The organism is Priestia sp. P5 (assembly GCF_029522155.1).
GTDB classification, from domain to species: domain Bacteria; phylum Bacillota; class Bacilli; order Bacillales; family Bacillaceae_H; genus Priestia; species Priestia megaterium_E.
In genome coordinates, this window is sequence record NZ_JAKWFJ010000002.1 from 826,682 (window position 1) to 848,508 (window position 21,827).

A 21,827-nucleotide genomic window follows, 5' to 3' on the forward strand; every position below is an offset into this window, starting at 1 on the left:
TAAATGTAATGAATACTACGTTTGAGCATACACTCGAATTAGATTTAGTGAAAATTCACTTGTTATAAAGGAGATCTACTTCGCGTAGGTCTCTTTTATAATATGTGAATTTTTTATTTACGGTATAAATGTAAATATAGAGTAACATATTAAAATTTTTACATTTTTTGGAGGTTTTTTTACATGGCTACTACAGGTACAGTAAAATGGTTTAACAGTGAAAAGGGCTTCGGTTTTATCGAAGTACCAGGCGAAAATGACGTATTCGTTCATTTTTCAGCTATCCAATCTGAAGGCTTCAAAACATTAGAAGAAGGCCAAAAAGTTGAATTTGAAATCGTTGAAGGTCAACGTGGACCTCAAGCGGAGAATGTTGTAAAATTATAATTCAACGCTACATATGAAAGCTGCCGATAGGCAGCTTTTTTTATACAAATTTGTTTTATTTGTATGATTAAGAAAATAGATTAAAGTAGGGGAGAAGGGAAGGCATGAGTTCATTTCATTGCTGTGCCACATGTCAACATTTTCAAAGCATTAAATTGGATAAGGGAATGAAGTATCGATGCAAAAGACTAGGCTATGAAACCCGTCCTTCTTATCGGTTTACATGCTGGGAGCCAAAAGAAGTAGTTAAAAAGCTAATGGAAAAACGAAATCAAAAATGAGGCTGGGACATAACAAAATCAATTCAATCTACAGATGAACAAATGAGATAAACGAGCTAGTAGGGGGAATCGCTTATTACTTCCGTGCAAGACTTCGCTTTCCGCGAGCGGCCGGTGAGATTCCTCGTCGCTTTTCCCCACAGGAGTCTTCGCCTTGCCATCCAATCACCAGCTAGAAGCAGCTGCATACATAAAACCTACGTTCACTCGTTCAGATTTTCCTTCAACTAAAATACTTTGGTCCCAGCCTCTTTTAATTATTCCTCGTTATTTGTACCTTCCTCTGAAGGCAAATGCTTCCCGCAAAACTCTTTTACAGCTTCTTCTTCCTCTTCTTCAAGGTCGAAGTCTAATACTTTATTTGTTGAAACTTCGTAGAAATGAGTTTGGGCAATAGAAGTGTTATCGTCGCCTTTAATATATACTACGCGTAGTGCTAGGTCGTTGCCCGTATATAATTCATCATCTTCTTCTACCTCAATGTATAAATGAAATTCATAGCGTTCACCTAGAAGGAGACCAAATGGATCCTGCAATTGTTCAGCTGTATATTCTTTAATTGTAAACATATGTACGTCCTTTCCATATATCAGTAAAATACTTGCATCATCTATTATAGTTTTTCTTTGCAAAGAAAGAAAGTGCACGCGTAATTCATGCACGGATTTATTCCTTGATCATTCTATTTAGCGAATCTACCTGATGCGATGGCGCAAGGACTTCGATGATTTACTTAAAGGCGGAAGAAACGCGCGTATGTTTTTGCTTATACATGGCAGCATCTGCTTTTTGAATTAATGTATCTAGGTTGGTATCGTCTGAAGGCGCACATATAATAAATCCGTAACTCGCAGACAGTGCATACGGCTTGTTAAATTCTTTCTTTTTATCTTCTAGCTGTTTATTAATATTTTGCCACAGCTCTTGTACGTATTCTTCCGTTTGTTCAGGAGCAATTAATAAAAACTCATCGCCTCCGTAGCGAAAGAGCGTATCATCTTTGCCAATATAACCACTAATTGATTCTGCTATTGTTTTAATAAGCCAGTCGCCTTCTCTATGACCGTATTGATCATTTACTAGTTTTAAAGAATTAATATCGATAAAACATAATAGAAAAGATGCATGATTGGTTTTAGCTCTCAGCAGTTCCAACTGCAGCTTTTCCATTCCGCTTCTTCGATTTAAAATTCCGGTTAGCATATCAGTTGAAGCGTGCAAGCTCAATTCATGCTCAACCGCTTTTAAATCGGTTATATCGGTAATACCTGCGAGTATGCAGCTTTCGCTTTGATACTCTAGTAATTCATAATTGATCATAACCCACTTAGAATCTCCATGTTCACGTGCTTCTAGGATGTAGTTTTTTACATATTTCTCTTGTTGAAGACGTTTTAAAATCTCCTCTCGATCTTCATCGGTAGGATAGATTATAAATCCGTCTATTTGATCAAGATCTTGAGAAGCAAGATTGTAAAAATGAATAGCTTTATTATTAATGAGCAGCACTTTGTGGTCGGATAATCTCGTTAATAGTAAAGGATAGGGGTTAATTTTGAACAGCGTAAAAAAATTACGTTCGCTTTCTTTTAGCTGTAGATGATTCATATATTCTTTGTGACGGTATGTATAAAGAATGTATGAAATAAGTAAAGCGATAGCAACTGCTGCAGTTGTATTGATCTGCTTTGAAATAAGGGAAAAAGAATCTGGTACATATCGTGATAAGCCGTATAGTAAAAAAAGATGGTTAGGAATAAAAATGATGCACAGATGTTTTAATTTCATAGGACATAAAACAGCTGTGGAAATCAAAAGCATCATATACACGTCTACGCGACCTGTGAAAAGCTGACTGTTAATAGTAGAAAGTGCTGCAGCAAATACGTAATAAAATATATAGCCATATACAATGGTGCTTAAGTAGTTAGCAAACCGTTCTTTTCTCTTACTAAAATAATAGAACAATAAATAAAGAGAGGAGAGAGCAAAACTAGTGAAATGAATACCAATTAGTGTATGTCTAAACTGAGATGTCCCCGCATGTTGAAGTAAAGAAAAACCTATATAAATATAAATAGGATAGGAAACTACAAGAGCAAGTGAAACTAGCTTGACTCTCTGTTGAAGCATTTCTACATTCGTTTTATCGGACATTGTATCTTCATTAACTTCTCTCCCTGAAGGAAAACGAAATTTCTTCAAAAAGGAGAAAGGTAAAAGCGAAAGAAGAAATGACATGACCATCATCTCCATATCTTTTTTAGGTATTTTAGCATGTTTGTATAAGAAAAGACATGAATTTTTTAGATGAAAATGTATGCTTTTCCATCAAGAAAAAGCATAAAGATTTATATGATTAAAGGTGAGGACAAAGAGCCTCACCTTTTTTATTGAAGTTTATTCGATTCAGCATGCCGTACAAACATGGTCTCATCTTCTACTAAGCCGCAAGCTCCGCACTGAATGCGTTTTTGCGGTCCGTTATAAGCAGCGTGAAAGGCATCGAGCGTATCGTTTGTGTATTCTTCTACGACGTCTCCGCTTCTTGGATCCATTTTTACAGGTTTTGCATTTTGTTCAATGATATTAAAACGCGTTCGATTTGTTTTGCAGCTAGGGCAAAGATAAGGGCTTCCCATTTTTAACATCTCCTTGAAAAATTTACTGTATTAATACCATGTCCGAATCCACCAAAAACATGCAAAAACTTATGGTTTTCTATCGAACGTTCATTCGTTAAAATAGAAGCAGGTGATGAAAATGAGAATACGAAAAAACTTACAAGAAGTAATGGATATTTTGCAAACGAATCCGTCATATCAGCAAAATATCGTTCATTGGCATACAATCGAAGAGAAAGAAGCTAAAACTGCGCCATTTCCAGCTTCTTTGCATACGAAACTGCGGGAAGCACTTGAGAAAAGAGGAATTGGTTCACTTTATACGCATCAAAAAACAGCATTTGATTTAGCAGCAGATAAGAAAAATGTTGTGGCCGTGACGCCGACAGCGTCGGGGAAAACATTGTGCTACAACTTGCCGGTACTACAAAGCATTATGGAGAATGATCAGGCTAGAGCTCTTTATTTGTTTCCAACAAAAGCGCTTGCCCAAGATCAAAAAAGTGAATTAAATGAACTCATTGAAGAAATGGAAGTGCCAATCAATAGCTATACGTATGATGGAGATACTCCGGCAAATATCCGCCAAAAGGTAAGAAAAGCAGGTCATATTGTTATTACGAATCCAGATATGCTTCATTCAGCTATTTTGCCTCATCATACGAAATGGGTATCACTGTTTGAAAATCTAAAGTACATTGTGATTGATGAACTTCATACGTACCGCGGTGTTTTTGGCAGCCACGTAGCCAACGTTATACGCCGGTTAAAGCGAATTTGCCGCTACTATGGAAGCAATCCTATCTTTATTTGTACATCAGCGACCATCGCTAACCCAAAAGAACTTGCTGAACATTTAACGGGAGCTCATGTTATTTTAGTAGATAACAATGGAGCGCCTAGCGGCCGCAAACATTTTATTTTTTATAACCCGCCTATTGTTAATAAACCTTTAAACATTAGAAGAAGTGCTACGCTTGAAGTGCGAAATATTGCAGGAGAGTTTTTGAAAAATAAAATTCAAACGATTGTATTTGCACGAAGCCGAGTACGAGTGGAAATTATTTTAACGTATCTGCAGGAGCTCGTGAAAAACCAGCTTCAACATAAGTCTATTCAAGGGTACCGCGGAGGATATTTGCCGAAGCAGCGACGCGAAATAGAAAGAGGACTTCGAGAGGGAAGTATTTACGGGGTAGTCAGTACGAATGCTTTAGAGCTAGGAGTGGATATCGGGCAGCTGCAGGTGTGTGTGATGACAGGCTATCCAGGCACGGTTGCAAGCGCTTGGCAGCAAGCAGGACGAGCAGGGAGACGTCACGGAGAAGCCGTCATTGTGATGGTCGCAAGTTCAAGCCCGCTTGACCAGTATATGATTCAGCATCCGGATTATTTTTTTAGCAGAAATCCAGAAACAGCTCGAATTAATCCTGATAATCTTGTTATTTTAGTCGATCATTTAAAATGTGCGTCCTATGAGCTGCCGTTTAAGCAGGGAGAAACATTTGATGGAGTAGAAATTGAAGACGTGCTGGAGTTTTTGCAAGAAGAGCGAGTGATTCATTTTAGCGGAGACAAATGGTACTGGATGAATGATTCGTTCCCAGCTCATAATATCAGTCTGCGCTCTGCATCCCAAGAAAATGTTGTCATCATTGATCAATCGGACGTTGCAAATGTGAAAGTAATTGGAGAAATGGATCGCTTTAGTGCCATGACGCTTCTTCATGATGAGGCGATTTACTTGCATCAAGGCATTCAGTATCAAGTAGAATACTTGGACTGGGATGAGAAAAAAGCGTATGTTCGTGAAGTCGATGTAGACTATTTCACCGATGCAAACTTAGCGGTTAACTTAAAGGTTCTAGAAGCTGATAAAGAACGACTGGAAGGGACATATTCAATCGGTTATGGCGATGTAATGGTCAGCGCCATGGCTACGATATTTAAAAAAATAAAGTTTGAGACGCATGAAAACATAGGGTCAGGCCCCATTTCACTTCCGGAAGAAGAGCTTCATACAAATGCTGTGTGGCTAAGCTTTGAAAAAGAACAGTTTTACGAATCTGAAGAACGATTGGAACAAGCGCTCATTTCTGTGGCAAATGCCCTTCAGTCAATTGCACCGCTTATGGTGATGTGCGATCCGTCTGATTTACATGTAGTGCCTCAGATAAAAGCGGTGCACAACGAACAGCCGACTATCTTCTTATATGATCGATACCCGGGAGGCATTGGGTTAAGTGATAAAGTATACGAACAAATGAATGATGTGCTAAATCAAACCAATCAATTAATTATAAATTGTTCTTGCGAAAGCGGCTGTCCGTCTTGTATCGGTATGGAAGCACAGGGAGAGCACGCAAAAAGCGATGCGCTCGTGCTGCTACAACAACTGCAAAGTAGGTGAACTCTTGTCTTTTAAAAATAAATTAAACCGTATGAAAAAGCATCTTCATGTTACAGAAGCAAAGCCGCCGGTTGAAAGTAACCCGCAGCGACCTAAGAGCGCATCTATTCCCTATGAACAGGAATGGAAGGGAAATCATTCTGTGCCTTACTTTGCGGAAGACAGCTACTGTATGATTAGAGAAGTGGTTTACCCGCTCGACTACAAGCATGGACATTATGAATTTAATGAGCTGAAAAAAGTAGTGGAAGTATGGAATCGGTCTACAGTTGCTCATCCGCTTTCATCAAAAGGCCACACTTATTCAGATTTATTTTTCTTTGATACGGAAACGACAGGGCTTAGTACAGGTACGGGAACGACTATCTTTTTGCTAGGATATGCAAGGGTGCTAAAAGATTCCGTCGTTTTTCGTCAGCATATATTAACGGAGCCAAGTGGAGAAGTAGCATTTTACGAAAGTTTTTTAAAAGAAGTAGACTATACGACGCTTGTGACTTATAATGGGAAATCTTTCGATTGGCCTCACGTGAAGACTCGCCATACGCTATTGAGAGATCATTTGCCCAAGCTGCCTAAGTTCGGTCACTTTGATTTGCTGCATGCGTCAAGAAGGCTGTGGAAACACAAAATGAGTTCGGTTAAGCTTGCGAATGTCGAAAAAGAAATACTTGGAATTGAACGAGTTGATGACATTCCAGGTTTTTTAGCTCCCATGATTTATTTTGATTTTATTGAAACGAAAAATCCAAGAGGCTTATTCGATATTATGAAACATAATGAACATGATATTTTATCGCTTATTACCTTATACATTCATTTATCAAAGCATCTCCTTACTAGTGAGGAGTTTACAGAAAAAGAAACATACGAAGTAGCAAGGTGGTACGAGCAGTTAGGGGAGAACAAGCACGCTTTCTCTCTTTATCAGGGCGTAGCAGAAAAAGAAAAAGAAGAGCATAAAAAAGCTCAGCTAGCGATGGCTTATCATTATAAAAAAGAGAAGAGTTGGAAAGAGGCAGTGGACATGTTTGAACCCTTGGTTCAAACATGTGAAGGTGACGTCGCTATAGAAGCATTGGTTGAGCTAGCTAAAATTTATGAGCATCGTCTCAAAGATGTTCATCAAGCACTTCTATATACTGAGCTAGCCTCGGAGAAGTGGAATCAACTCAGAGGAATGACTAAAAAAACGTCGAAGGAAGCGCTTGAAAAAAGACTTCTTAGACTAAAAAATAAATCAGCTAAAGCTTAGACTTCAGCTGGTTTATTTTAAAAAATTCAGAATTATTATTCTTTTGTTTTTGTGGATGTTTTATATTGTTCTATTTTTCAGTCATTGATAAAATTAGTCAATGTAAGACTTATTCTTACAGCTTAAAAACAGAACTTTGGTGAGATGGAGAGAGGCCCCATGAAAAATGTGATTTTAGTATCATTTTTCGCATTAATTTGTTTAACAGTAATTGTCTTAAGCAGTTTGAAAAATTCGTATAACTCCTTTATGTAGGTCAAAAATAGGTGTTTGTCTTAGTACATGTACACTGCCCTTCACATATTGTAATAGTGTAATAACTAAACAGTGAAAGGGGAAAAAGGATATGTATCCAAGACCAACAAAATGTATGCCACCAATTGTGCATCCAACAAAATGCTGCACGCAGTTTACTTCTCAGGAGGTAGTAGTACCTCACATTCATCCAAGTCATAATACATTGGTGAATCATACAAATGTGAAGCACGTACATTACTTCCCGCAAACGCAATCTGTTGTAAATGAAACTTCAAACCAACAGTTTTTTGGCGGCGCGCAGCAATATCCAACTCAAGTAGGAGGAGCAGGCTATCCAGGTCAAATGGGAGGCTATCCAAGTCAAGTAGCAGGTGCTGGTTACCCAGGTCAAATGGGAGGCTATCCAGGCCAAGTAGCAGGTGCTGGTTATCCAGGTCAAATGGGAGGCTATCCAGGTCAAGTGGCAGGAGCGGGCTACCCAGGTCAAGTAGCAGGAGCGGGCTACCCAGGTCAAGTAGCAGGTGCTAGTTATCCGGGACACAAAGGCTGCGGCCAAGGAAGCTGTCATACAAAAGGCGCGCATCAAGGACCAAATTCAGGGTATTTTAGATAATGTACGCTAATAGGAGCTGATTTCATCAGTTCCTATTCTATTTTGTTATAAAGGAGTTATATAATGAAGGTGCTAACAGTTACCGGTTATAAGCCATTCGAACTTGGCATTTTTAATGAAAAACATCAAGGTATTACATATATAAAAAAAGCGCTCTATAAAAAATTACAGGAATTAGTAGAAGATGGATTAGAATGGGTATTGATTAGCGGCCAGCTAGGAGTAGAAATTTGGGCAGCAGAAGTGGTATTTGACCTTCAGCTCGATTATCCCGAGCTTCAGTTAGCTGTTTTAACACCGTTTTTGGAGCAAGAAGAAAAATGGAATGACGTCAATAAAGAATTGTATGAATTCGTCTTAAGTCAAGCAGATTATGTAGATAGCATCACAAAAAAGAAATATGAAAGTCCAGCACAGTTTCGGTTGAAAAATCAATTTTTAGTAGAAAAAAGTGAAGGTATTTGTTTAGTTTACGACGAAGAGCACGAAGGAAGTCCTAAATATATGTTAGAAACGGCTAAAAAACGTGCTGAACGAGAAGAATACCCTATTATAATGGTGACGTCTCACGACTTACAGGATATCGTGGATGAAGAAAAATTTTCGTCTTTTTAATGCCACTTGGCGAAACATTTTAAAAGATAAATTGACATTTGAAGCTATTTTTGAAAAAATGAATTATAATAAAGATAAGGTTTATCGTATTCGAGGTGATAGAGATGTTAGCTGATAAAATCCGTTTAACGGCCAAAGAAATTTTAGAAAAAGAATTTAAAACAGGCATGAGAGGCTATAATCAAGAAGAAGTAGATAAGTATCTAGATTCTGTTATTAAAGATTATGAAGCATTTCATGAAGAAATTGAAGCATTACAAACCGAAAATTTACGCTTAAAAAAGCAAGTAGAAGAGTTATCTAAAAAGCCGCAACAACCTTCGTTTACCCCGCCGCCGGCTCAACAGCAGCAGCAAGCGGGTACGACAAACTTTGATATTTTAAAACGTTTGTCGAACTTAGAAAAACATGTGTTTGGAAGTAAATTATACGAATAACCTAAAAATAGGAGTTGCATTCAACTCCTATTTTTATTATACTAAGGAAAGTCGTTATCAATAACGTTCGGGTAATTGCTGCATCACATATGAGGATGTAGAGGAAAGTCCATGCTCGCACAGACTGCGATGTCTGTAGTGTTCGTGCCTAGCGAAGTCATAAGCTAGGGTAGCTGTTAAAAGCTAACGGCGGGGAAAAAGCCTAAGTCTTTTTAAGATATGGCTTGACTACTCTGAAAGTGCCACAGTGACGAAGTCTTATCAGAAATGGTAAGAGTGGAACGAGGTAAACCCCTCGAGCGAGAAACCCAAATAATGGTAGGGGAACTTTCTGGAAGGAACTGAACGGAAGGAAGGACAAAATGGTTACATTTTGTAGATAGATAATTGCCACCGGAGTACGAGGTAGCTAGCCGCTTGCAGTACAATGGTACAAAACATGGCTTACAGAACGTTATTGAAAAGCAATCGACATTTGTTGTTATACACTATATTTTAATCCAACCCAGCTCTTCGTATAACGGAAGAGCTTTTTTTATGTCAAAATGACAGCTTATCATAAGCTGTCATTTTTTTTGTACAATCAGACTGAGCTTGTTGTAAGCCTCAGGTCTTAGGAGAAAATAAAGCTCTAGCTCGTTTTGAAAAAACGTCATAATCCTTAAACTAAGTATATAGATAAGCGAAAGGAGGAGACAAAATGAAAAAAGTTGGTTTGTTTTTGATTGGAGCGGTAGCTGCTATCGTTCTTCTTGCAAATGCCGGTCCGATGGTAGGACTTGCACTTGGCTTAGTTATTTTGTACGTAGCATTTAAAGGGTTTGTTAAAGCAGAGACCCCCTTTAAAAAATGGCTCTGGGGGTTTATAGGTGTTGTCGTACTCTTAACAACCGTTTCAAACCTCCCGGCCCTTGCTGGTATCATCGCAGCAGTCGTACTTTACATTGTATATAAAAAGTGGAACAGCAGCAGCCTTATAAAAACGGAAAAAGAAGATCCGTTTAAGCATTTTGAACGTCAGTGGGCTGACTTAAATCAAAAATAACAAAAGTTTACTTTATTATCTAAGGAGATGAACAAAATGAGAAACTTATTTACTCGAATGAAAGAAACGATTTCTGCAGACCTTCATCAATTACTTGATCACAAAGAACAAAAAAATCCAATTGCTGCACTAAACCACTATTTGCGTCAATGCGAGCAGGAGACTGAAAAGGTAAGGCAGCTTGTTGAGCGACAGCACACGTTAAAAGAACAGTTTAATCGCGAATACCATCTGGCCCTTGACATGATGAAAAAACGTCATGAGCAAGCACAAGTAGCACAAGCAGCTGAAGAAACGGAATTACATGAATTTATTTTAAAAGAACATGCTCACTACGAAGAGAGAGCGAAGCGTGTAAAAGAATCTTATGAAGATGCATCCAAGCAGTTAGAAGAGCTTGAACAAAAGTATGAAGAAATGAAGCATAAGGTAAAAGATATGCATATTCGCCGTATGGAACTAATGGGGCGCGAAAATATTGCTCGTGCACATCATCGTATGAATTCAGTAATGAAAACAGAAGCATCTTATACGTCCTACAGCCAGTTTGACGAAATGGAAACCTATATTGACCAGCTTGAAAATCAAATTAATACAAACTACTATAGACAAACCGTAGACAGCAAGATTGCTGAATTAGAAAAAAGAGTAAAATCGTCGTAAAAAATCAGTGTTTCTGCATAAAACATGGTATTCTAAAAAAGGCGTAGGTTTCTGCGTCTTTTTAAGGTGAGAGAAGATACCTGCAGCATCCAAAGAACGCTATGTCATCTACGAGGAGAAAGGAGAGAGAGCTGTGCAAAGCGTAAACAAAACAGAATCTCTTATGTTCATTTTTATTTGCAGTTTATTTGTCCTGTTTATTGAAATTATGTTTTTTCACAGCGGCTTGATCTTTTCTGTATTAATTGCCGGTGCGTTCATGTATATTGGGCGAAAAAAAATGAGAAGAAAACTAGGGCGCATTTTATTTTGGATTGGCGTTATTGGGCTGGTGTTGAATATATTTAATACGGTTGCCTTTAAGTTTTTAGTTATTGCTCTTTTTCTGTATTTTTTACTTAGATTTATTCAATCAAGAAAGCATCCGGTTGAATTCAGACCAACTGACGAATTTACCCACCAGCCAAACCAAAGTTTGGTGCAGGTCCGCCCGGTTTTGACGAATAAACTTCTTGGTAGTCAAAGAACCGAAGATTCCGTATACGAATGGGATGATATTAATATTCAAAGCGTATGGGGAGACATTGTGGTTGATCTAAGCAATACCGTTCTGCCAAAAGGCGATGCGGTTATTTTTATTCGTCAAGTGTTTGGAAATATTAAAGTGCTCATTCCTTACGAAACGGAAGTATCTGTGAATCATTCTAAACTGGCAGGAAACGTAACGGTTTTTGGAAATCAGCGCGGCTTTTCGTTCAATGAAAATTTGTCTATCAAAACAAAGGAATTTGATCAATCTGCTCATAGGGTGAAGATTGTTACAACTGTTGTGATTGGAGATTTAGAGGTGCAAAGGATATGAGTATTCTTCAACGGCAGTTATTATGGGGGATTTTCTTAAGTTTTTTTGTATTTGTATCCGTCCTCCTTACCGTGTTTTTTGCATATCCTGTTTTTCAACTTAGCGACTTATGGAAAATAAGCGTATTTGGCATGCCTTTTGTGCTGTTTTCCTTCAGCTTAAGCCTGACGATTGGAAGCGTGATTGGAGGAATCATGGGGTTTATGTGGAGACAGCAGTGGACATATGTTGAAAACCGATTATATGAAATAGAAAATGGCCACCGGCATATGTCGGCAAATAAACCGCTTATTCAAGAAACGTCTCGAATTATAAGCCGTTTAAACAAAGTAGATCATAAAATGATTCTTCAAGCACAGCAATCCCAAAAGATGGCAACGGAAAAAGTGGAAAATCAGCAAAAGCAAGTGCAAGAAATTGTTTCTCAGGAACGAAATCGGCTTGCTAGAGAACTGCATGACTCCGTTAGTCAGCAGCTATTTGCCGCTTCGATGCTTATGTCTGCTATTACGGAATCCAATCTTACGCTACAAGATTCTGAAGCTAAGCAATTAAAGATGGTTGAAAAAATGATTAATCAATCACAGCTTGAAATGAGGGCTTTGCTTCTTCATCTTCGTCCTGCAGCATTAAAAGGAAAATCGCTGCAGGCTGGAATGAAAGAACTGATGAATGAGCTTGCTCAAAAAGTACCGCTTGAATTAAATTGGAAAATAGAAGGTTTTGAACTTGATAAAGGCATTGAAGACCACTTGTTTAGGATTTTGCAAGAATCCGTATCAAATACGCTGCGTCATGCCAATGCAACAGCTTTAGATGTGCTGCTGATTAAACGTGACTTTTCCATTATTTTACGTATCGTTGATAATGGAGTTGGTTTTGATGTAGAAAAGGAAAAAGTTGGATCGTACGGCCTGCAAAATATGTACGAACGCGCAGTTGAAATTGGAGGCCTATTAAAAATTATTAGTTTGCCCGACAAAGGAACAAAGCTAGAAGTGAAAGTACCGTTAGTAGAAAGAGAGGAGAAGCAAAATGATTAATGTACTGTTAGTAGATGATCATGAAATGGTTCGTATTGGCGTAGGAGCGTATTTGTCTGCTCAAGCAGACATTCATGTGATAGCTGAAGCAGCAAATGGCCAACAGGCCGTTGAATTAGGGCTTCAGCTGCGCCCGGATATTATTTTAATGGATTTAGTCATGGAAGAAATGGACGGGATTGAAGCAACAAAACAACTGATTAAACAGTGGCCAGAAGCGAAAGTGATCATTGTCACTAGCTTTCTAGATGACGAAAAAGTATATCCCGCTCTAGAGGCAGGGGCAACAAGCTACTTATTAAAAACGTCTAAAGCAGGAGAAATTGCAGCTGCTATTCGTCGTACATATGAGGGGCAATCTGTATTAGAGCCCGAAGTAACCGGTAAAATGATGTCTAAAATGAGAAAACCGTCGTTACCTCATGAAGAACTGACAGCTCGTGAAATGGAAATTCTACTGCTAATGACACAAGGCAAAACAAATCAAGAAATTGCAGACGAATTATTTATTGCGCTAAAGACGGTAAAAACACATGTGAGCAATTTATTAAGTAAGCTGGATGTACAGGACCGGACTCAAGCCGTGATCTATGCCTTTAAACACAAATTAGCGCAGTGAGAATCGTTATTCAAAAGAGAATAACGATTTTTTTTGTGAAAAACCTATTTTTTTGCATGTATTCATTATAAAATAGCGATATGCGTAAAGGCGAACGCTTACGTAAAAGCACTATTTTGAGGGGTTGAGCACATGGAAAAGAAATGGTGGAAAGAAGCTGTTGCGTATCAAATCTACCCGCGAAGCTTCATGGATTCAAACGGCGATGGAATTGGTGACATTCAAGGGGTTATTTCAAAATTAGACTATTTATCTGATCTTGGAATTGATGTCATTTGGATTTGCCCGATTTATCAGTCTCCTAACGACGATAATGGCTACGATATCAGTGATTATAAAGATATTATGAAAGATTTCGGAACAATGGAAGACTTTGATGAGCTGCTAGATGAAGTTCACCATCGCGGAATGAAGCTGATTATGGATTTAGTTATTAATCATACTTCAGATGAACACCCTTGGTTTTTAGAATCCAGGTCTTCTAAAGAGAATCCATATCGTGATTATTATATTTGGCACGAAGGTAAAGATGGCAAAGAGCCAAACAACTGGGAATCTATTTTTAGCGGATCAGCTTGGGAGTTCGACGAAAACACAAAAGAATATTACATGCACGTATTTTCTAAAAAACAGCCCGATTTAAACTGGGAAAACGAAAAAGTACGTCATGAGCTTTATGAAATGGTTAACTGGTGGTTAGATAAAGGAATTGACGGCTTTCGTGTAGATGCTATTTCGCATATTAAGAAAGTGGCCGGCTTCCCAGATCTACCGAACCCTGAAAAGCTAGATTATGTCCCATCGTTTGAAGGACATATGAATCGACCGGGAATTCAAGAACATTTAAAAGAGTTAAAAGAAAATACGTTTGCCAAATACGATATTATGACGGTTGGAGAGGCAAATGGTGTAACATCGAACAGCGCAGATGAGTGGGTAGCTGAAGATGGCGGAAACTTCAATATGATTTTTCAGTTCGAGCATATGGGACTGTGGGATAAAGGAGAAGAAAAACCGCTTGATTTAATCGAGTTAAAAACGATTTTAACTAATTGGCAAAATGGTTTAGAAAAAATCAACGGCTGGAACGCTTTATATTTAGAAAATCATGACCAAATTCGTTCTGTAAATAAATTCGGCAGCACAGCTTACCGAGTGGAAAGTGCAAAGTGCTTAGCTGCACTATACTTTTTAATGAAAGGAACACCGTTTATTTATCAAGGACAAGAACTTGGAATGACCAATGTTAAGTTTGATTCTATTGACGATTATGATGATGTTGGTATGATTAACTACTACCGTATTCAGCGTGAAAAAGGCGATTCACATGACGAGATTATGAAAGTGATTTGGGAAACAGGCCGCGATAATTCAAGAACGCCAATGCAGTGGAATACAGAAAGAAATGCAGGATTTTCTACTGGTACCCCTTGGATGAAGGTGAATCCAAATTACGTAGATATTAACGTAGAAGAGCAGAAAAGTGATAAGAATTCGGTACTGAATTTTTACAAACAGCTCATTAAAATCAGAAAACAGCATGATGTGCTGGTGTATGGAACTTATAAGCTGTTGGCAGAAGAAGATACCGCTATTTACGCGTATACGCGAACATTAGAAGGTAAAACAGCTGTTGTTATTTGTAATATGTCACCGAAAAATCAAACGTTCGAGTTTCCTTCAGAGAGCTCATTTGCAAACAGAGAAGTGCTGATTCATAATTATCCGTTGGATAAAAACGAAACGCTTGAAAAATGTACGCTGCATCCATATGAAACACGTGTATACTTACTTTCATAAACAAGTTGAGCAACCGATTGCGCAACTTTAAAGTGAAAAGCTTTTAAAAACGAATTTATATGCGACATAGGTGAAGAAACTGCTGGCTCTGTCAAGAGCGAGCAGTTTTTGCATTTTAATAAAAAGACGGAGAAAGCTTTGACTAAGGCGCATGTATATGGTACTTTTACACTTAGTGTAGATAATTAGAAACAAAATGAGGTTGAAAAATGGCGAAATATAAAATTATTGCAACAGCAGCAATGGGAATTGAAGCACTGGTCGCTAAAGAAGTGCGTGCTTTAGGATATGACTGTGAAGTAGATAATGGCAAGGTTATCTTTGAAGGAGACGAGCTCGCAATTGCTCGCTGCAATTTATGGCTTCGTACAGCAGATCGAATTAAAGTGCAGGTTGGACAGTTCAAAGCTCGTACGTTTGATGAGCTTTTTGAACAAACAAAAGCATTAAATTGGGGAGATTATTTGCCCGTAGATGCACAGTTTCCTGTATCAGGAAAATCAGTTAAATCTAAACTTTTCAGCGTATCAGATTGTCAAAGTATTGTGAAAAAAGCAATTGTTGACAGCATGAAAAAACATTATAACAAAACAACAGGCTGGCTCGAAGAAACAGGGTCAACGTTTAAAATTGAAGTAGCGCTATTAAAAGATGTTGCTACATTAACAATTGATGCAAGCGGTGCAGGACTTCATAAGCGCGGTTACCGCGTAGGACAAGGGGAAGCTCCTTTAAAAGAAACGCTGGCAGCGGCTTTAATTATGCTAACGCCGTGGAATGCGGATCGTCCGTTTGTCGATGTTTTTTGCGGTTCTGGTACAATTGCTATCGAAGCAGCGCTTATCGGTCAAAATATCGCACCAGGGTTTAACCGTGACTTTTTATCAGAAGAGTGGCCGTGGATGTCAGCAAGTATTTGGGACAAAGCGCGCGAAGAAGCAGAAGACTTAGCGAACTACGACCAAGTGCTAGATATTGCTGGTCATGATATTGACCATCGTATGGTAAAAGTAGCGGAGCAAAATGCATTTGAAGCTGGACTTGGAGATTTAATTCAATTTAAACAAATGCAAGTGCGCGATTTTACGACGCCGAAAGAATATGGAATCATTATTGGTAACCCTCCGTACGGCGAACGTTTAAGCGATCGTCCTTCTGTTGAAAAAATGTACGCTGAAATGGGCGAAGCGTTTTCTAAGCTTGATACTTGGTCGATTTATATGCTTACATCTCATGAACAGTTTGAACAGTACTACGGTAAAAAAGCGACGAAAAAACGCAAATTATTTAACGGATTTATCAAAACAGACTACTATCAGTACTGGGGACCTCGTCCTCCACGCAACGACCAATAATAAAAAGCCAAGCGGTGTAGAAACCGCTTGGCTTTTTTACGTTATTTCTTTTTTAAACCGCGATAAGCTAGCATTCCAAACATGCCTATCCCGAGCACGACAATTAATAAAATAAACCAGAACGTGGCATTAAGCAGGTATTTGTATAGTCCGTCATAATAATCATGCATGTACTCACCCCATTATGTTTTTTTATAGTATGGGCGAGTAGCAGGGCAATATATGTATTCATTTCTTTTCAATAGCAGGCTTAAAACGAGAAATGATTAGCTTATTTCTAACATATTTACGAAAGGAAAATCTCATACTAAAACCTAAGAGGTGATAACTAAGAGGTGATAAAATGAGAAAAAATCGATCAGCACGGGTTTTTGGCGGGATGATGCTTCTTTCATGGTTAACCATCCCTTTTATAGGACGACAGCATATTAAGCGTTATTTATCATCTACTATGTTTATTTCCTTTTTGATTATGGTTGAAAGCTATATTGCTGAAAAAAAGAAGTGGTGGATATTCCCTAATCCTCCTCATCCATATCTAACAGGTGAAGCTGCTTTACTTTTAGGTCCATTTTTAGCAGGTTCTTTATGGATTAAAAAGTTCACATACGGCCATTTTGGAAGGTATATGTTATTAAATGCAATCGTAGATACATTTTTTGTTTATCCTTTTCAACGAGCTATGAGCCGTGCAAAGCTTTTTAGGGTAGGCACATTTAAAGAGTACCATTTGCTAGGTATCTTTCTGTTGAAAGCTGCTTTAATGTACGTTTACCAACATCTAGTAGTAGAGAAACCAAAACCTCAGCGTGCTTTAAAAAATAATCCTATAGAATAAAGGAGCAGGCAGGGAAGCGTGATTTTCTTGCCTGCTATTTTAATGCCCCAGATGTCATTCCTGAAATGAAATGCTTTTGTAAAAACACGTACGCAATCAATAATGGAATAGAAGAAAGAACGACTGCTGAAAACAACATAGGGTAATTAGTCAGAAATTCCCCTTGAAAGTCCAATAGTGCAATAGGCAGCGTTTTTACTTCTTTAGATTTTAACAATAGCAAAGGGAATAACAAATCATTCCACACAATCACAAACGAAAAAATTCCTACTGTAGCCATTGATGGTATTGAGAGTCGAAGAGCGATTTTTGAATATATTTTCCACTCTGACGCTCCGTCCATCCGAGCAGCTTCGAATAGTTCCTTTGGCAAAGTTTTCATAAACCCCGTTATAATAAAGACACCGACTGGAAGCAAAAAACTTATGGAGACGATAATGACGCCTGTTAGTGTATTGACGAGCCCAAGCTTATTCATCAGCAAAAAGACAGGAATCATATTGACTTGAGTAGGGACAATCATTCCGCAAACAAAAAAGCCGTATACAATCCATCCAAGCTTTTGAGGCAGCTGAATAATAGCGTAAGCAATCATGCTTGAAAACCATAGAATAAAAAACGTGCTAAAGACGGTAACAATCACGCTGTTTTTAATATAGCCAAAGATGGGTTCATTGACGAGCAGCTGTTTATAATTTTCAATATTCCAGCCTGCTGGTAATCCGATTGGGTTGCTGTAAAGCTCGGGCGTTGTTTTAAAGGTTGTTAATACAACCAAGCTTAAGGGCAACAGAATGATTAAACCGTATATCCCTAAAATCAGTTGTCTGAATGGGTTTTGTTTCATAAAAGAATCTCCTTTTACATTTTGGTCAAGCGAAGTACGCGAAATTGAAGAAACGTTAAAAGAGCAATCACAATCATAAATACAACTGAAATGGCAGAGGCATAGCCGAAACGAAAATTAATAAAAGCTTCGTGATAAAGCAGTGTCGAAAGAATTTCAGTTGAGTTGGAGGGACCTCCATTTGTCATTGCAATGATTAAATCAAATGCTTTAAAACTTTGTATGGTCGTATAAGCTACAACCATTGTTGTAGCTGGAGCTAAAAGAGGCCATGTAATGCGCTTGAATTTTTGCCATCTTGTTGCTCCATCAATACTAGCAGCTTCATATAACTCACTGGGAATAGCTTGAATTCCAGCTACAAAAATAATAAGCATTTGACCAGTATGTGCCCAAAATTGTACAAAAGCCAAGCTGTAAATGGCGATATGTCCATTTCCAATCCAAGACTGGGTCCAATGTTCAAGGCCTATTTTACTTAAAAATAGGTTAACTCCTCCAATGTTGGGGTCATACATAAAGTTCCACGTGAAGGCAATCGACACGGACGAAATAATCGTCGGTACAAAAAAGAGTGAACGATAAAATGTATTCCATGCAGAATTTTTATAAAGTAAAAGTGCAAAGCCTAAGCTCAATAATGTTTGAAAGATCAGCACGCCAATTGTGAACTTTAAGTTGTTTGTAAGAGACTGTGTAAAAATAGCATCGTTTGTTAAAATTTCTTTGAAGTTTTGAAAGCCTACAAATGAGAACTGAGAAGACAATCCATCCCAATCAGTTGCGCTTAAAAATAAAGCAGAAAGAGTTGGCAATGCAAAGAAAACAGTATATATGATAAAACCGGGAAGTAAAAACAACCATAGATGCCTGCTTTTAGAGATACTTTTAAATGAAAAGAGAGGAAAAGAGAACGAAGGGGTTCTCTTTTCTTCTTCTTGAATAGACGTATTAGTTTTTAGCGACACGTTCTACCTCTCCTTGTGCTTTTTCAGCAGCTTTTTTCGCTGACATACCGGATAGTACGTCCTGTACAGATGTTTCAACAGCTTTTGATACGCGCTCATTTAAAATTGTAAATCGAGGTTGGAAGACCGTTTTTTTGTCTCTCCATTTTGCGCTTTCTTTGAGTTCAGGTGAATCATATTTTACGTCTTTGACCGTTAATAACTGGCCAGTAGCATTCGCATACTCAGAAGAAATCTTTGGATCTGCAAGGAAAGTTAAAAATTTCTTAGCAGCTTCTTTGTGTTTTGATTTTTCAGCAACACCTAATAAGAATGTCGTGGTATGAACACCTTCGTATTTTGCTTTATCTTGATCCACTGTAATCGGTGCAAGCAAACCTTGATCAATCTTCGGATTTTGCTGTTTGACTGTAGCCATCATATAAGAACCTTGAGCAAGCATTGCACCTTTTTCCTGAGCAAAAAGTGCTGCAGCACTTTCTTTTTTCGTACCAAGAGCATCTTTTTGGAAGTAACCCTTGTCATTTAATTCTTTAATTTGAGATAGGGTTTTGATAAACCATTCATCCGTTAGCTTGCGCTTGCCCGTTTCTACTTCGTGAAGGGCGTTGTTCGTAGGTTCATTATTCATAATCATTGGATTAATAAATTGAGAAGGACTTACGTCTCCAGAAAATAAAATCGGCGTGTATCCATTTTTCTTTAATGTTTCAGATGTTTTTAAAAAGCTATTCCAATCTTTAGGAACATCTAAATTTAGTTTTTCAAAAATGCCTTTGTTATAGACAGGGATGTTATAGACTAGCTGATAAGGAAGAGCATATTGCGTATTATCCGCTTTCCCCGCTTGGATTAGCTTTTCGTCAAATTTGCTGAGTAAATTTTGGTCGTCCAGCTTTGCAAAACCGTTTGCTTTGCGAATCGTTTCAAATTGACTTCCTGGAAAACTAGCAAATACATCGATACCTTCTCCAGATAATAGAGATCCTTGAATTTGTGATTGATAGGAATCAGAAGGAAAGACGGTCATTTCTACATGGATATTTGGATTTTTCTTTTCAAATTGTTCAATGATAGAATCAAAAGCTTTCGAATCTTCTCCTCGCCAATGCGTAAAGTTAATGGTTACTTTTTTAGAAGAGTCGCTGCTGTCGCCGCTTGTTGAACTGTTTTTGCTGCAGCCGGCGATGATCACGGTGAGCATTGCTAACAAAATTAATAATTTTTTCATCTTAGTTCCCCCATTTATAGAATTCTCTTTAGATAGTTATTGGTCAATTTTGATACGGTTGGTAGATGCTTGGTCAAAGAAATGAGCATGATTCATTTGAAAATGAAATGGAAAGTGCTGATGAACTTGAATATGTTCATCCCCAGGGATTTTAGCCACAAAGAGCTGGTCTCCTAAACTACTGTATAGTATGTACTCTGCTCCTAATAACTCAGACACATCTACCGGTAATGAAATATGAGGAGCATCAGAAGAGGCCCGCGTAATATGCTCAGGTCGAATTCCTATAGTAATGAACTGATTATTGTAGCCTTTTTCATGTAACGAATGCATTTGATTTTCTGTCAGTTGAAACTCATGTTCACTGATGTGCAGTTTGCTGTTCACCACTTTTCCTGTGAAAAAGTTCATTCCCGGTGATCCTATAAAACTGGCTACAAACGTATTCTCTGGAGCATTATATACTTGCATAGGTGAACCTATTTGCTGAATTTTTCCGTCTTTCATAACTACAATTCTGCTTGCCATCGTCATCGCTTCTGTTTGATCGTGGGTTACATAAATAATGGTCGTCTGCAGCCTTTGATGAAGCTTACTGATTTCAGCACGCATTTGTACGCGAAGCTTCGCATCAAGATTAGATAAAGGCTCATCCATTAAAAAAATTTGGGCATTCCGTACAATGGCTCTTCCTAAAGCCACCCGCTGACGCTGCCCTCCTGATAACGCTTTTGGCTTGCGTTTTAAATAGGGTTCTAAGTCCAAGATACGAGCCGCTTCACGAACGCGCTCATCAATTTCTTGTTTTGGGACTTTGCGGAGCTGCAAGCCAAATGCCATGTTGTCGTAAACTGTTAAATGAGGGTAAAGCGCGTAGTTTTGAAACACCATTGCAATATCCCGGTCCTTAGAAGGTAAATCGTTTGCACGATCTCCATTAATAAACAATTCTCCTTCTGTTATCGATTCAAGGCCGGCGATCATTCGGAGGGTAGTGGATTTGCCGCACCCTGAAGGTCCTACAAATACAATAAATTCTTTGTCTTGAATACGAAGATTGAAATTATCAACTGCAAGACTATCTTTTCCGTATTTTTTATACACATGCTGTAACTGCAGTTCTGCCATTTTTCCTCCTTTCAGCAGGCTTTTAAAATAATAAAAGCCTCTAATTGCACAGACGGATTGTACGTGTATCTGGCAATTAGAGGCTATCGGTTGACCGGTAAGCCTGTATTATGTAGTTTTGAGTGATTGAATCTGTAAGTAATTTTAAAATATATTATTCCTATAAGTCAAGTGAGAATTGAAATATTTTAATAAGTTCGATTATTTTCTTAAATGAAAGAATCCATTTATTAAGCCAGAGATGCTGGTTTTGAGAATAAAATAAACAGCTGGTGTATAGAATGATAGTATTCACTTTTATAGTAAGCACTACAGAGAGAGGATGTTTATAAATGGATAGAAACACGCAGTTCACTATGATTCGGCAAGCGTTGGAAAACAGCTATCATTTAATGCAGCAGGGAATAGAAGTGAGCGGAGAGACGCTTACTCAGTTGGAACAAGCAAAAGCCGAGTATGAAGCGGCCTTTTTATTGTCTCAGTCCACGGACTCAAAATTCCGCTGTAATTAATTTTTAATAGCACTTATTCCGTTTGCGTTCTATACA

Annotated in this window: 24 protein-coding genes and 1 other RNA gene; 17 read left to right on the plus strand and 8 right to left on the minus strand. The window is 38.1% G+C overall.

Going from position 1 to position 21,827, the window contains the following annotated elements:
- Positions 1–183 precede the first annotated feature (183 nt).
- Positions 184–387, plus strand: a complete 204-nt coding sequence (locus tag MMB69_RS20980) for a cold-shock protein (RefSeq protein ID WP_013056130.1) — start codon at positions 184–186, stop codon at positions 385–387.
- 104 nt (positions 388–491) lie between these two features.
- Positions 492–668, plus strand: coding sequence for a hypothetical protein (locus MMB69_RS20985; protein ID WP_162871410.1), 177 nt, complete (start codon positions 492–494; stop codon positions 666–668).
- A 257-nt stretch (positions 669–925) separates the two neighbouring features.
- Here MMB69_RS20985 and MMB69_RS20990 read toward each other — a convergent pair whose 3' ends face one another.
- The 3 genes from MMB69_RS20990 to MMB69_RS21000 form a co-directional block, all read right to left on the minus strand.
- Positions 926–1,237, minus strand: coding sequence for a DUF6509 family protein (locus tag MMB69_RS20990; protein WP_057242050.1), 312 nt, complete (start codon positions 1,235–1,237; stop codon positions 926–928).
- Between the two features lie 160 nt (positions 1,238–1,397).
- Positions 1,398–2,909 carry a sensor domain-containing diguanylate cyclase gene (locus tag MMB69_RS20995; protein WP_277448385.1) on the minus strand — a complete coding sequence of 504 codons (1,512 nt, stop codon included), beginning with the start codon at positions 2,907–2,909 and terminating at the stop codon, positions 1,398–1,400.
- Between the two features lie 149 nt (positions 2,910–3,058).
- Positions 3,059–3,310 (minus strand): hypothetical protein, encoded by a 252-nt coding sequence (locus MMB69_RS21000; RefSeq protein WP_013056134.1) that lies wholly within the window; start codon positions 3,308–3,310, stop codon positions 3,059–3,061.
- 121 nt (positions 3,311–3,431) lie between these two features.
- Between MMB69_RS21000 and MMB69_RS21005 the strand changes: the two genes are divergently transcribed.
- The 13 genes from MMB69_RS21005 (at position 3,432) to MMB69_RS21065 (ending at position 16,267) form a co-directional block, all read left to right on the plus strand.
- Positions 3,432–5,702, plus strand: a complete 2,271-nt coding sequence (locus MMB69_RS21005; protein WP_269871674.1) for a DEAD/DEAH box helicase — start codon at positions 3,432–3,434, stop codon at positions 5,700–5,702.
- Between the two features lie 4 nt (positions 5,703–5,706).
- Entirely contained in the window at positions 5,707–6,957 is a 1,251-nt protein-coding gene (locus tag MMB69_RS21010; protein ID WP_221785628.1) for a ribonuclease H-like domain-containing protein, read from the plus strand.
- A gap of 346 nt (positions 6,958–7,303) precedes the next feature.
- On the plus strand, positions 7,304–7,828 hold the full coding sequence (locus tag MMB69_RS21015) for a spore coat protein (protein ID WP_162213878.1): 525 nt from the start codon (positions 7,304–7,306) through the stop codon (positions 7,826–7,828).
- Positions 7,829–7,891: 63 nt separating this feature from the next.
- Positions 7,892–8,443, plus strand: a complete 552-nt coding sequence (locus MMB69_RS21020; protein ID WP_028414057.1) for an SLOG family protein — start codon at positions 7,892–7,894, stop codon at positions 8,441–8,443.
- Between the two features lie 104 nt (positions 8,444–8,547).
- Positions 8,548–8,880 carry a cell division regulator GpsB gene (gene gpsB, locus MMB69_RS21025; RefSeq protein WP_013056140.1) on the plus strand — a complete coding sequence of 111 codons (333 nt, stop codon included), beginning with the start codon at positions 8,548–8,550 and terminating at the stop codon, positions 8,878–8,880.
- A gap of 63 nt (positions 8,881–8,943) precedes the next feature.
- Positions 8,944–9,332, plus strand: an RNA gene (rnpB, locus tag MMB69_RS21030) — RNase P RNA component class B.
- 248 nt (positions 9,333–9,580) lie between these two features.
- Positions 9,581–9,925, plus strand: a complete 345-nt coding sequence (locus MMB69_RS21035; protein WP_277448386.1) for a lmo0954 family membrane protein — start codon at positions 9,581–9,583, stop codon at positions 9,923–9,925.
- 36 nt (positions 9,926–9,961) lie between these two features.
- Positions 9,962–10,588, plus strand: coding sequence for a PspA/IM30 family protein (locus MMB69_RS21040; protein ID WP_057241820.1), 627 nt, complete (start codon positions 9,962–9,964; stop codon positions 10,586–10,588).
- Between the two features lie 133 nt (positions 10,589–10,721).
- Positions 10,722–11,450 carry a cell wall-active antibiotics response protein LiaF gene (liaF, locus tag MMB69_RS21045; protein WP_277448387.1) on the plus strand — a complete coding sequence of 243 codons (729 nt, stop codon included), beginning with the start codon at positions 10,722–10,724 and terminating at the stop codon, positions 11,448–11,450.
- Positions 11,447–12,493, plus strand: a complete 1,047-nt coding sequence (locus MMB69_RS21050) for a sensor histidine kinase (RefSeq protein ID WP_269871671.1) — start codon at positions 11,447–11,449, stop codon at positions 12,491–12,493. The genes liaF and MMB69_RS21050 overlap by 4 nt, the downstream gene beginning before the upstream one ends.
- On the plus strand, positions 12,486–13,112 hold the full coding sequence (locus MMB69_RS21055) for a response regulator (RefSeq protein WP_013082360.1): 627 nt from the start codon (positions 12,486–12,488) through the stop codon (positions 13,110–13,112). The genes MMB69_RS21050 and MMB69_RS21055 overlap by 8 nt, the downstream gene beginning before the upstream one ends.
- A gap of 132 nt (positions 13,113–13,244) precedes the next feature.
- On the plus strand, positions 13,245–14,912 hold the full coding sequence (locus MMB69_RS21060) for a glycoside hydrolase family 13 protein (protein ID WP_221785627.1): 1,668 nt from the start codon (positions 13,245–13,247) through the stop codon (positions 14,910–14,912).
- Positions 14,913–15,121: 209 nt separating this feature from the next.
- Entirely contained in the window at positions 15,122–16,267 is a 1,146-nt protein-coding gene (locus MMB69_RS21065) for a THUMP domain-containing class I SAM-dependent RNA methyltransferase (protein WP_025749346.1), read from the plus strand.
- A gap of 41 nt (positions 16,268–16,308) precedes the next feature.
- Here MMB69_RS21065 and MMB69_RS21070 read toward each other — a convergent pair whose 3' ends face one another.
- Positions 16,309–16,437, minus strand: a complete 129-nt coding sequence (locus tag MMB69_RS21070) for a hypothetical protein (RefSeq protein ID WP_013056148.1) — start codon at positions 16,435–16,437, stop codon at positions 16,309–16,311.
- A gap of 173 nt (positions 16,438–16,610) precedes the next feature.
- On the opposite strand from MMB69_RS21070, the gene MMB69_RS21075 reads away from it, so the two are divergent.
- Positions 16,611–17,105, plus strand: coding sequence for a hypothetical protein (locus tag MMB69_RS21075; protein ID WP_098332304.1), 495 nt, complete (start codon positions 16,611–16,613; stop codon positions 17,103–17,105).
- A 34-nt stretch (positions 17,106–17,139) separates the two neighbouring features.
- Here MMB69_RS21075 and MMB69_RS21080 read toward each other — a convergent pair whose 3' ends face one another.
- From MMB69_RS21080 to MMB69_RS21095, 4 genes are read right to left on the minus strand one after another with little or no spacing between them, the layout of a single operon-like run.
- Positions 17,140–17,952: a carbohydrate ABC transporter permease gene (locus MMB69_RS21080; RefSeq protein WP_264409030.1), complete on the minus strand. Its 813-nt coding sequence runs from the start codon at positions 17,950–17,952 to the stop codon at positions 17,140–17,142.
- A 14-nt stretch (positions 17,953–17,966) separates the two neighbouring features.
- Positions 17,967–18,920 carry a carbohydrate ABC transporter permease gene (locus tag MMB69_RS21085; protein WP_264409031.1) on the minus strand — a complete coding sequence of 318 codons (954 nt, stop codon included), beginning with the start codon at positions 18,918–18,920 and terminating at the stop codon, positions 17,967–17,969.
- Complete coding sequence (locus MMB69_RS21090) at positions 18,904–20,151, minus strand: ABC transporter substrate-binding protein (protein ID WP_221785624.1); 1,248 nt, start codon at positions 20,149–20,151, stop codon at positions 18,904–18,906. Before MMB69_RS21090 ends, MMB69_RS21085 begins: the two co-directional genes overlap by 17 nt.
- A 36-nt stretch (positions 20,152–20,187) precedes the next feature.
- Positions 20,188–21,279 carry an ABC transporter ATP-binding protein gene (locus tag MMB69_RS21095; protein ID WP_221785623.1) on the minus strand — a complete coding sequence of 364 codons (1,092 nt, stop codon included), beginning with the start codon at positions 21,277–21,279 and terminating at the stop codon, positions 20,188–20,190.
- A gap of 332 nt (positions 21,280–21,611) precedes the next feature.
- Between MMB69_RS21095 and MMB69_RS21100 the strand changes: the two genes are divergently transcribed.
- Positions 21,612–21,791: a hypothetical protein gene (locus tag MMB69_RS21100; RefSeq protein ID WP_013056154.1), complete on the plus strand. Its 180-nt coding sequence runs from the start codon at positions 21,612–21,614 to the stop codon at positions 21,789–21,791.
- Positions 21,792–21,827 lie beyond the last annotated feature (36 nt).